This is a genomic window from Polycladospora coralii (genome assembly GCF_014773435.2).
Taxonomy (GTDB): Bacteria; Bacillota; Bacilli; order Thermoactinomycetales; family Thermoactinomycetaceae; genus Polycladospora; species Polycladospora coralii.
The window spans coordinates 389,527-401,877 of record NZ_JACXAG020000002.1 but is presented as its reverse complement, the minus strand read 5'-3'; the positions used below and the strand labels follow the sequence as shown (position 1 = coordinate 401,877).

General features: G+C 40.2%; 10 protein-coding genes. All 10 read right to left on the bottom strand.

The features are described 5' to 3' along the window. Positions 1 to 10: 10 nt before the first annotated feature. Positions 11 to 955 (bottom strand): 50S ribosomal protein L11 methyltransferase, encoded by a 945-nt coding sequence (prmA, locus tag IC619_RS06190; protein WP_191138967.1) that lies wholly within the window; start codon positions 953 to 955, stop codon positions 11 to 13. A gap of 43 nt (positions 956 to 998) precedes the next feature. Beyond that, complete coding sequence (gene dnaJ / locus IC619_RS06185; RefSeq protein WP_191138968.1) at positions 999 to 2,129, bottom strand: molecular chaperone DnaJ; 1,131 nt, start codon at positions 2,127 to 2,129, stop codon at positions 999 to 1,001. A gap of 99 nt (positions 2,130 to 2,228) precedes the next feature. Continuing rightward, positions 2,229 to 4,064 carry a molecular chaperone DnaK gene (gene dnaK, locus IC619_RS06180; protein ID WP_191138969.1) on the bottom strand — a complete coding sequence of 612 codons (1,836 nt, stop codon included), beginning with the start codon at positions 4,062 to 4,064 and terminating at the stop codon, positions 2,229 to 2,231. A 42-nt stretch (positions 4,065 to 4,106) separates the two neighbouring features. Further along, positions 4,107 to 4,679, bottom strand: coding sequence for a nucleotide exchange factor GrpE (grpE, locus tag IC619_RS06175; RefSeq protein ID WP_191138970.1), 573 nt, complete (start codon positions 4,677 to 4,679; stop codon positions 4,107 to 4,109). Positions 4,680 to 4,700: 21 nt separating this feature from the next. Continuing rightward, positions 4,701 to 6,242, bottom strand: coding sequence for a TCP-1/cpn60 chaperonin family protein (locus IC619_RS06170; protein ID WP_224749477.1), 1,542 nt, complete (start codon positions 6,240 to 6,242; stop codon positions 4,701 to 4,703). Positions 6,243 to 6,263: 21 nt separating this feature from the next. Then, positions 6,264 to 7,295, bottom strand: a complete 1,032-nt coding sequence (gene hrcA / locus IC619_RS06165) for a heat-inducible transcriptional repressor HrcA (RefSeq protein WP_191138971.1) — start codon at positions 7,293 to 7,295, stop codon at positions 6,264 to 6,266. A 149-nt stretch (positions 7,296 to 7,444) separates the two neighbouring features. Then, positions 7,445 to 8,608: a radical SAM family heme chaperone HemW gene (hemW, locus tag IC619_RS06160; protein ID WP_191138972.1), complete on the bottom strand. Its 1,164-nt coding sequence runs from the start codon at positions 8,606 to 8,608 to the stop codon at positions 7,445 to 7,447. A 115-nt stretch (positions 8,609 to 8,723) separates the two neighbouring features. Beyond that, positions 8,724 to 10,541: a translation elongation factor 4 gene (gene lepA, locus IC619_RS06155; RefSeq protein WP_283770934.1), complete on the bottom strand. Its 1,818-nt coding sequence runs from the start codon at positions 10,539 to 10,541 to the stop codon at positions 8,724 to 8,726. Between the two features lie 94 nt (positions 10,542 to 10,635). Beyond that, positions 10,636 to 11,013, bottom strand: a complete 378-nt coding sequence (locus tag IC619_RS06150) for a DUF3679 domain-containing protein (RefSeq protein ID WP_191138973.1) — start codon at positions 11,011 to 11,013, stop codon at positions 10,636 to 10,638. A gap of 121 nt (positions 11,014 to 11,134) precedes the next feature. After that, positions 11,135 to 12,292: a stage II sporulation protein P gene (gene spoIIP / locus IC619_RS06145; RefSeq protein ID WP_191138974.1), complete on the bottom strand. Its 1,158-nt coding sequence runs from the start codon at positions 12,290 to 12,292 to the stop codon at positions 11,135 to 11,137. Between the last annotated feature and the right edge of the window lie 59 nt (positions 12,293 to 12,351).

Here is a 12,351-nt window from a genome sequence, read left to right as displayed (position 1 = left end):
TCCTACCAGTCTACCATTTTTTTGCCACAATCGCTACCCAGTCGTCTTGGTGAATGGTTTCCAGTATCGTGAGCCCCATTGTTTGAATTCGCTCACTAACTTCTTTTTCTTTCCCTTTAATAATACCAGAAGCAATAAAGAAACCCCCCGGCCGTAACACACGCGGAAGTTCATGAACAAACTGGATAATGATTTCTGCTAATATATTGGATACCACCAGGTCTGCACACTCTGATACTTCTTTTAACAGGTCACCTGTTTTAACTGTAATGATAGAATGAACCTGGTTTTGCAATACATTCTCCTTCGCTTTTTCCACTGCTACCGGATCTAAGTCTAAGCTTAGAACAGATTGGGCACCTAGTTTAGCAGCAGCAATACTTAGTATACCACTTCCACATCCTACATCGATCACTTTCATATTTGGTTTTAGATATTTTTCCATACTGGATAAACAAAGTCTAGTCGTTGGGTGCGTTCCGGTCCCAAAAGCCATCCCTGGATCAAGTTCAATTACCATCTCATCCGAATGCGACGGCGTGTATGCTTCCCAAGTCGGCTTTATGGTTAACCGATTACTGATTTGGACTGGTTTATAGTATTTTTTCCATTCATTTTCCCATGAGGATTCATGAATCACGCGATGCTCAATCGTAGCAGGTTCAATTACAATGCCTGCCGCTTGGATACGTCCTAAACCGGATTCTACTTGTTTGAGAAAATCATCGATATTCAGTCCAACCAGTTCTGATAAATACGCTTTGATACGAATTCCTTCAAGCGGATAATCGGATGCATTTAAGGCAATGATTTCTCCGTATCCTTGTTCCCAATTTTCTCTCACTACGTTAGAGTCTTCTATCGCTACACCTTCTGCCCCTAACTCTTGAAGGAGAAAGCTTATTGCTTCTAAAGCCTCATGTGAGGTGTGTACACTTACTTCAATCCAGTTCACTTTAAAATTCTCCTTTTATAAAGAAAAACGGGTATATCACCCGTTAATCTCCTCGAAATGCCTGTTTCATTTTATCGAAAAAGTTAGAGCCACCATGCTGCTCTTGATTGACATACTCACCGCATACGCGATTGAAAGCTCTCATCGCTTCTTTTTGTTCATCATTTAAATTTCGCGGGGTAACTAAGCGTACCTTGACGCGGAGATCACCTTCACCATATCCATTTAAGCGTGGGACTCCTTTACCCTGCATCCGAAATTCAGTGCCCGTTTGTGTTCCGGCAGGCACTTTTAGTTTCACTTTACCATTAAGTGTCGGTACAATCACTTCGTCCCCGAGTGTAGCTTGCGCAAATGTAATGGGGATTTCACATGTTAAATCATCGCCATCTCGGATGAAGAACTCATGTGACTTAACCAGTATCGTGATATATAAATCTCCTGGAGGACCACCATTTACTCCTGCTTCTCCTTCCCCAGAGACGCGTAGTTGTGCACCTTCATGTATACCTGCAGGAATCTTCACATTGATCTTTTTCTTCTTCTCAACGCGACCTTCACCTTTACAAGCCGTACATTTTTGCTGAATGATTTTTCCTTTACCTTCACAAGTATGGCAAATTCGTCGGTTTACCACACGGCCAAATGGCGTGTTTTGTACCACTTCGGCTTGACCTGTCCCTTGACATGTTGAACAAGTTTCCGGTTTTGTTCCTTCTTTTGCACCAGAGCCATGACACGTATCACAAGTTTGTGAACGCGGAATGACCACATCTACTTCTTTCCCAAACACCGCATCTTTTAATTCAATCTGAACACGGTATTCTAAGTCCGCCCCTTGTCGTGGTGCATTTGGGTTGTTACGACGACCTCCACCTCCGAAAAACATATCAAAGATGTCACCAAATCCAAAGTCGTTACCATCAAATCCTTGACCACCACCAAAACCAGCAGATGGATCTGCATGCCCAAAGCGATCATACTGTGCTTTTTTCTGTTGATTTCCAAGAACCTCATAAGCTTCTTTAATTTCCTTAAACTTCTTTTCACTATCCGCCTCTTTATTGACGTCTGGATGATATTTACGCGTCAGCTTGCGATAAGCTTTTCTGATTTCGTCTTCAGAAGCACCACGCTCAACTCCAAGCACCTCATAATAGTCTCGTTTACTCACTTCGGTCACCTCCCCTTCCTAATAAAAATAGAGAAACAGAAAGTCAAGTCGAGCATACCCGCAATTGACCTTCCGTTCTCAAAGCTTGACTTGGTCTATCTATTTGGTTTCGTTTTCTTTTACTTCTTCATAGTCAGCATCTACTACATCATCTTTTTTCGCTTCTTCACCTTCAGCGCCCTGTGCAGCTTCTGCTTCTTTTTGCATTTGCTCATACAACTTCACAGAAAGTTGCTGTACCTCATTTTGTAAGGCTTCAGAAGCTGTTTTAATCGCCTCTGTATCATCGCTCTCAATTGCTTTTTTCAATTCTTCTTTGGCCGCATTTGCTTTTTCTACTTCAGCCTCATCTACTTTATCGCCTAAATCTTTAATTGTTTTATCTGTAGTGAAAATGAGTTGATCGGCATTATTACGAATCTCTACTTCTTCTTTGCGCTTCTCATCTTCCTCAGCATGCATTTCAGCATCTTTCACCATTTTATCAATTTCTTCATCCGTTAAGCCACTAGAGGATTGAATCGTAATCGTTTGACTCTTACCGGTCGCGTTATCTTTAGCTGATACATTGACAATACCATTACGATCGATGCTAAAGGTAACCTCGATTTGTGGAATGCCACGTGGTGCTGGTGGAATATCCGTTAGTTGGAAACGCCCTAGTGTTTTGTTATCGGCAGCCATTTGACGTTCACCTTGTAGCACATGAATATCTACACTGGTTTGATTATCAGCGGCTGTAGAGAAAACTTGCGAATTGTCTGTAGGAATGGCTGTATTACGTTCAATTACTTTTGTAAAGACCCCGCCTAACGTTTCAATTCCAAGTGATAGAGGTGTCACGTCTACCAACACAACATCTTTTACATCACCAGCAATAATACCACCTTGAATAGCAGCTCCCATCGCTACCACTTCATCAGGATTTACACCTTTACTTGGGTCTTTGCCGATCAAGTTTTTAATCGCTTCTTGTACGGCTGGAATTCGTGTAGAACCACCGACTAGTACCACTTTATCCACTTCACTGGCACTTAAACCCGCATCTTTCAAAGCTTGGCGAGTAGGTACCATCGTACGCTCAATCAATGTACTGCTTAACTCTTCAAACTTAGCTCGTGTAAGGGTCACTTCTAAGTGCTTAGGTCCTGATGCATCTGCAGTTAAGAAAGGTAAAGAAATTGTTGTTGTGAGTACACCTGACAAATCTTTTTTCGCTTTTTCAGCCGCATCTTTTAGGCGCTGTAAGGCCATGTTATCTTTAGAAATATCAATACCATGTTCTTTTTTGAACTCTGCAACTAGGAAATCAATAATGACTTGGTCAAAATCATCTCCGCCTAGTTTATTATCCCCACTAGTTGAAATGACTTGGAAGAACCCTTCATCCATTTCCATGATGGAAACGTCAAATGTACCGCCACCTAAGTCGAAAACAAGAATTTTTTGCTCTTCATTTTTGTCGAGACCATATGCAAGTGCAGCTGCGGTTGGTTCATTGATGATACGAAGTACTTCTAAGCCAGCAATTTTACCAGCGTCTTTTGTTGCTTGACGTTGGCTATCATTAAAATAAGCAGGCACCGTAATAACAGCTTGTGTTACGGTTTCACCTAAATAACTTTCAGCATCCGCTTTCAGTTTTTGTAAAATCATAGCTGAAATTTCTTGTGGTGTATATGATTGATCCTCTACTTTTTCTTTATGATCTGTACCCATATGGCGTTTTACAGAAATAATGGTCTTGTCAGGATTCGTAATCGCTTGACGTTTAGCTGATTCACCTACAAGACGCTCCCCTGATTTGGAAAACCCTACTACGGACGGTGTTGTACGACCGCCTTCAGCATTCGGAATTACAGTCGGTTCTTTTCCTTCCATAAAAGCAACACAAGAGTTTGTTGTTCCTAAATCGATTCCAATCACTTTACCCATTTATAATGCCCTCCTACAAAGACTTTGTTTGAATTGATTGATTTAGTTACTTACTTTTACCATTGATGGTCGAATCACACGATCTAAATAGCGATACCCTGCTTGAAATTCCTCAAGCACGATATCCGATTCCACTTTATCCTGCTCTTCTCTAGCTACTGCATTGTGCTCGTGTGGATTAAACGGTTTTCCTTCTGCTTCAATCAGAACAAGTCCTGCTTCTGATAACGCGTTTAAAAATTGTCGGTATACCATTTCCACGCCATCTTTTAACACATTTGTGTCTTCACTTTGATCAGCAGCATCTAACGCTCTTTCAAAGTTATCTAAGACCGGCAACAACGATTCAAGCAAAGGAACACTGGCATATTTAAGTGTATCCTCCCGGTCTTTACGCGCTCTACGTCTGAAGTTCTCCAACTCTGCTACTGCTTTGAGATGTTTATTTTCATTTTCTTCGGCTAACGCCTTCCATTTTTGAGACGCTGTTTCGCTTTCTTCAAGTGCTTTGCGTAATTGAGCGAGCTCACTATGTAAACCCTCATCAACATGTTCTTCACTTTTTACATCCTCATGTTGATTCATTTCTACGGATTCTTCTTGATTGGAAGTCACTTCCTACTCCCCCTTTCCAAGTTATTTATTTGCCTCTTTTTTCATGGATACCACATTGTGAATGCGCAAGATGGCACAACTCACTTCACCTGCTGCACGTAAGGCATGATATTTAACAAGCAATGGATCTACTACACCCATTTCTACCATATCAGCCACTACGCCACGATCACAGTCGATACCCAGTGAACTACTCTGTTTTTTTACTTGCATGGTCTTAACATTTTCTACTTTTTCTAATACATTAAAACCTGCATTAATAATAATTTGACTCATCGGCCGTTGCAATGCTTCCACGACCGCGGATACGCCAAAACGCTCAGAGCCTTGCACTTTTTCACGAAATTGTTCTAGTTCGCGAGCTAACGATAATTCAACTGCCCCACCACCTGGTACATATCCACCACGTATAGCGGCTTGCACAGCAGATGCAGCGTCTTTACAAATACGTTCTCTCTCTTGCACCGTATCGGTCGTAGCTGCTCCGACCAGTATAGTGGCAAATGGCTTTCCCGCTCCCCCGCTCACACGAACGCGATTCAGAAAATCCACATCTTCTACTTCTTGACATTGGCCCAACGTTTTTTCTAACTCTTCAAGCGGCTTAAAAAGTCCACTTTTTTTCATCAGACGTGAGCCCGTATGTTCAGAAAGCTTTTTGAGGTCGTTTGCATTCACACGCTGAATAATCATCATCCCTGCATCCATCAATACCTCTTCAGCATGGGGGTCTACGTGTCCAGACGTGACGATAAGTCCTACTTGTAGATGAATCAAATGTTCAAGTGCAACGTAAAACTCTTCTTTAAGTTGCTCTTGTTTCGCAAAACCTGCATCAGTACCTTTTGCCAATTCTTCAATATACTCAGGTTCTAAGTTATCGGCAAGTGTAAGTACGCGTATCTCATCTCCTAATGTAGGAACATGCGCACTCAATTCGGAGCGATCAATTAATAATCCTGCTACGACATTACTTTCCGTCTGTGGATGTGCAAGCACTGTATCTGACAGTTTAAAGCCACTTTCAAGCAACTTCTCTCGTCCTAATAAATGAACAGCCTCTATGACGGACAACGTAATATCTTCATTCTCGCGACTCGCTGTAAATGCAATGCGCTGCAACCAGTCATCATCAAGAGAGTAAATCGGTTGGGCTTTCTCTTTCATTTTGTTAAGTGCAAAGCGAACGCCTCTGCGAACCCCTTCAATCACTTTAATGATGGGGACACCACGCATCGCTTGTTTCACACCTTCATCTACAATTGCAGCCGCTAAAATGGTAGATGTTGTGGTACCGTCCCCCATCTCTTGTTGCTGTGCTTTGGCTACATGACTTATCATACGTGCAGCTGGATGATGCATTTCCATTTTATCCAAGATCGTGACACCATCATTGGTAACCAGCACTTCATCATGTTCACCTACGAGCATGGTATCCAAGCCTTTGGGGCCCAATGTAGATTCAACTGCTGCTGCAACCATATTGACAGCATCCGAATTTTGCTTTAATGCATTCATTCGAGCTATTTCACGATCGGAATTGAGATTTACACGACTAGACAACGGAATTCATCCCCTTCTTATTTACTCTATTTCGTATAAGTTCATGAGTTGCTTCGAAAAATCTTTCGCAAAAAAGTCCACTAGTCCAATAATTTTTCCATAGTCCATCCGTGTAGGTCCCAATATACCAATCGTACCGACCGGTTCACCATTAAACAAATAGGATGTCGTGATAATACTACAATCACGAATTTCATCAATATGGTTTTCATAGCCAATTTTAACTTGGACACCTATTTCACGTGGTTCTAATAGCTTGACAAGTACATCAGACTCTTCAATTAAATCTAGTAGGGATTTTACTTTATCTACGTCGCGAAATTCTGGTAAATCCATCATTCTATTTGCGCCACTCGTAAAGAGCTTCTCTTGTGCGTTCATAAATAAGACTTGATCTAAAAAGTGACTTACTCGATCATATCGTTCTACATAAAGAATTAATTCATCTTTTAATTCATTTTCAATCGCTTTTTTTAGGTTCTGTAACGGCATCCCTGATAAATGATGGTTAATAAAATTAACCAATTTTCCCATCACATCAGAAGAGATTCCCTCTGGCATTGTAAGCCTTTGTTGATGTACATCACCTTGATCAGTAACCAATATCGAAACCACTGTGCGATCCAACAGGGGGATAACTTGAAAATGTCTAAGTTTGGATTCAGACATTTTGGGACCTAACACGAACGTCATATAGTTGGTAAACCGGGACAACAATATGGAAGCATGTTCAAATACTTTCTCTGCTCGGTCTACCTTCTGTTGATGAAGTTCATGAAGTAAAATCACCTCTTGTTGGGTCCACATATAGGGTTTTAAAAGATGATCCACATAAAATCGATAACCTTTTTGCGAAGGTATCCTACCGGCAGATGTATGCGGTTGTTCAAGGAAACCCATTTCTTCTAGATCTGCCATTTCATTCCGGATCGTAGCTGCACTAAATTGAATATCTTCTTTTTTAGACAAAGTACGTGATCCTACAGGTTCCGCCGAAACGATATAGTCATCAATAATAGACCATAGTATCAACTGTTGCCGCTTGGTTAACATCTGCCTCCCCTCCTTGTTAGCACTCGATTCTTCTGAGTGCTAAAATACTACCATAAAGGTACCAAACGATAATATTCATGTCAATCACCCTAAGCCATATTTCGAAGTGATCTATTCCATATTCTTTTATTTGAATATCCGTTAAAACCTTATTTATGCTCAATTTTATCCAACGTTCCAATAAAAGTCCCAAATACATGATTACCAAAAATTAACCCTTTTTCCGTTAAACTGATCCTGTCACCCTCAAGATATAGGAATCCCTGATTGATTAAATCGGAAATTTCCGCTTGAAATATTTGATCCACATCAAATCCAAATCGTTCATAAAAGGTTTGTTTACTTATTCCGTCTAGTAAGCGCAGACCCAACATCATAAAGTTTTCAATTTCTTCTTCTAATCGCTCGCTAAATTGGTCAGCAATGGGTCGTTGTTCGCCCTCTATCTGCCGAATGTATTCCTTAACCCCTTTTATATTCATATAGCGTGTAGGTTTTACATAACCATGTGCGCCTGTACCTAATCCATAGTACGACTCATTTTTCCAGTATGTTAAATTGTGTGTACTTTCATATCCAGGTTTAGCAAAGTTACTAACTTCGTATTGATGATAACCCTGTTGTACCAGAAATGATCTGACCAGTTGATACATTTCAAACTCTTCTTCTTCTGAAGGCAAGGGCAACTCTTTCCGTTCTTGCAAATGATGAAATAAGGTACCTTCTTCTACTTTAAGACTGTAACATGAAATATGATCTGGTGATAGCTTCATCGCTTCAATCAGTGTTTCTTCCATATCCGCTACAGTTTGCTGAGGAAGTCCAAACATCAGATCGAGGGATATATTTTGGAAACCTGCCTGGCGTGCCTGTTGTACGCTCCTTTTAATGTCCGCATTATCATGAATCCGACCAATCTCTCTCAACAATGTATTTCGAAAAGTTTGCACACCAAAACTGATTCGATTGATCCCCCCCTTTTTCATCACGGTTAATAGTTCAGGGGTTGTTGTCCCAGGGTTAGCCTCAATTGTAAATTCAATAGAAGGAGATTGTTCAGGAAAGTGCTTCTGAATTCCCATTAGTAGCCGTTCCATTTGCGTTGGCGTTAAAACAGTAGGTGTTCCTCCACCAATAAAAATCGCCTCAATCTGGCCTGGTGGAACCTCTTTCGTGATCATTTTCATTTCTTTTTCAAGCGCTGTGAGGTAATCATCCACCGGTTGTCCATCTACAACATACGCAGTAAAATCACAGTAATGACATTTTTGTGTACAAAAGGGGATATGAATATAAACTGCTCGTGGTCGCATTTTGATCATCTCTTTCTTAAGTGGTGATTTCCACCGACTGATTAGGCGAGTGCACACGATGTTAAAAACGACTTTTTCTAGGTAAGCGCTCCGCATAGAAAAAGTCGTTTTATCATCAGTTTTCGTCTATTTGTAATACAGCCATAAATGCTTCTTGCGGAACTTCCACATTTCCAACTGATTTCATTCGCTTTTTACCTTCTTTTTGTTTCTCTAGTAGCTTACGCTTTCGGCTAATATCTCCACCATAACATTTGGCCAATACATTTTTTCGTATGGCACTGATCGTTTCTCGTGCAACGATTTTATGGCCGATTGCGGCTTGAATAGGTACTTCAAACATTTGCCGGGGGATCAACTTTTTCAGTTTCTCAACTAAGATACGCCCTCTATGATAGGCTCGATCACGGTGAACAATGAATGAAAGGGCATCAACTGATTCTCCGTTTAGCAAAATATCCATCTTAACAAGATGCGAAGTTTGGTATCCAATTAATTCATAATCAAATGAGGCATAGCCTTTTGTACTTGATTTAAGTTGATCAAAAAAGTCATATACAATTTCTGCTAAAGGTAATTCGTAGACGATATTGACACGATTTTCATCCAAATATTTCATATCTACATAATTTCCCCGCTTATTTTGACACAATTCCATCACTGTTCCAACAAAATCATTGGGTACCATGATACTTGCTTTCACATAGGGTTCTTCTACATGATCAATTTTTTGTGTTTCGGGCATCAATGTAGGATTTTCGATTTCGATTACAGTCCCATCTGTTTGAAAAATCTTATATATAACACTAGGCGCTGTAGTAATAATTGGAATGTTAAACTCTCGTTCAATGCGCTCTTGAATAATTTCCATGTGTAAGAGCCCTAGGAAACCACAGCGAAATCCAAATCCTAATGCTGTTGATGTTTCTGCTTCATACGATAAGGAAGCATCATTTAGTTCCAATTTCTCCAGTGCTTCACGTAGATCTTCATAGTCACTAGAATCGACAGGATAAACGCCACAAAACACCATCGGATTTACTTTACGATATCCAGGCAATGGCTCTTTTGCGGGATTTAGCGCATCTGTAATCGTATCACCAACACGTGTGTCTCGCACATTTTTTATGCTCGCTACAATAAAACCAACTTCACCAACTGATAATTCATCGAGTATAACCGGGTGTGGCGTATATGCTCCTACTTCAGTTACTTCAAACGTTGTGTCAGTAGCCATCATTCGAATTTTCATACCCTTTTTGACTGTACCATCTACAACACGCATATATACAATGACACCTTTATAAGAATCATAGAGTGAATCAAAAATGAGCGCACGAAGCGGCGCATCAGGATCTCCATCAGGAGGAGGTACCATTTCAACCACTTGTTCTAATATTTCATCTATCCCGATCCCTGATTTCGCAGATGCTAAGACCGCATCACTCGCATCTAAACCGACTACATCTTCAATTTCTTGTTTAACACGCTCTGGTTCAGCGCTTGGCAAGTCAATCTTATTGATGACTGGTAGAATTTCAAGGTCATTTTCCATAGCGAGATAAACATTTGCTAAAGTTTGCGCTTCTACTCCTTGTGCTGCATCTACTACGAGTAAAGCCCCTTCACATGCTTGTAAGCTTCGCGATACTTCATATGCAAAGTCCACATGTCCTGGCGTATCAATTAAGTTCAAAATGTATTCTTGTCCATCTTTTGCTCGATAGGGCAATCGTACAGATTGGAGCTTAATCGTAATTCCCCGTTCACGCTCAAGTTCCATTTTATCGAGAAACTGCTCTTGTTTTTCCCGCTCTTGAATCGCTCCTGTCGAATCTAATATTCTATCAGCTAATGTTGATTTTCCGTGATCGATATGAGCAATAATCGAAAAGTTACGGATCATAGCTTGTTTTTTTCTTTTATCCATCATTTATTCCCGTCCCTCCTGCTTAAAAGGCGAACTGCATCTCCTCATTATAGCAGGCAACAAGGTACGCTTCAATGAAACCTTTTATTGCGCATTCCTAACCTTGTTCAATTTTGATTTCAACATCTTCTTTCGTGTCTGATTGCCCCATCCACCCGACCATAAACTCGATCGCCTTACGCGCTCCCGTTCGCAAATGATTTCCAATTTGGTTTCCGATCACAGCTAGCTTACTTCCTTGCATCTCGACTACTTCTTTCACTGGCTCCACGTTTTCCACTGGATTTTCAGCTTTAATATCTTGTCCTAAAACGGATATCTCAACTTTATCTCCTTGTGGTGTAATTTGTATGGTACGTGTCGCCCCCTCAATCCCTGCCATCTTTTGCATATTCTTTTCTGCTGAATAAACCCCCAAAAAGACTCCTATGAGTAAAACCACCACAAAAGCACCTATTTTTAATAATTCTCGCATCATTTTCCACTCCATCTCATGCCAAGTAACAATAAAATAAGCAGGTTACGCTCAAGCATGTTGAATTTCATGATTTCACTTTATCGTTCGTCATGTATGTTGGTTAATCAACACCACTGGGTTACGGCTTTTTGGGTTTCCCTAACACAGGTGTAGCATTTTGTAGACGTGCACTTAATACCTCAGCTAATACATCTGCTGTAAGATAAGCCTCTTCAAATGTATTATCGACTCCACCAACTTCGACCAGCATACTATTGGGAGATAATGATTGATTATATTCCCCGTTATTTTTTCCACCTTCACTCGCTTTGGTGATCACCGCTTTTGATAAGCCCGGGTATTTCTGATTAATCGCCTGATGCATCTCTTTTGCGAGTTTTAAGTTTTGTTGATAGTTTTTACTGGACTTTCCAACAACAAAAACAACTTGTGCATATGTTTTTCCATGAATTGTTTTTGTCGTTTTGGCTCTTCGTTGGGAATCACGATGTAGGTCGATTAAATAAGTAACATCTTCGTGCTGCTTCATTACAGTTGTTACCATTTTACGAGATGAATTATACGAACCTTTAGCAGAATATTTTTTCTGAGTAGCGACTGCACCAATTCCTTTTTTTTCTAAGGCTTTGGCCATGTACGTAGAAACCTTAGTAATATTATTGTGTACATCAGTAGCCTGATTGGCATTAGGATGTGCTTTTTTTCCTAGCTCAGGTAGATAAGATTCCCAGAAATGTGTGGTATAAATAAGGACTTTCTTCTCTTCAACACTTCCGTTATTTACATCTTCTGTTTCATTTTTTTGTTCTGGATCTTCCATTGCTTTTTGAATTTCTTTTTCTAATTCTGGAGGAGGCGCTGATTCAATCGGAATGGATGTGAAATCTACATCTTCACTAGCTAAAATAATTTCACTATCAAAAAGAGCAAACATTGGCATTTCTTTTCCTAAGAAAGTTCTAGGATCACGAAAGTTAATACTAGTTGCCGCTTCAAATAATATACGTGATAATGTATGTTCTAACTGTTTACCATTGGACTGTTCCTGTAAATAAGGTATATTTTCAGCCATGACCATAAGGAGAGATTGTTCAGATATACGACTGGTCACTTTATGGATATCTGATTTTTGCATGGCACCTTTGGCATGTGACATAAAAATTGCCCCTACAATGAGAAATAGAATAGCGATACCAAAAGCAAATAACACAAGGCTTTTACGCGTCTTTTCTCCTGACATATTTACAGTGGTAAAACCTCTATATTTTTTCCTCATCCCTATCCCACCTCTATCAACTTTTCTTTTCCTACCCTATGAATAGGTTGATAGATTTA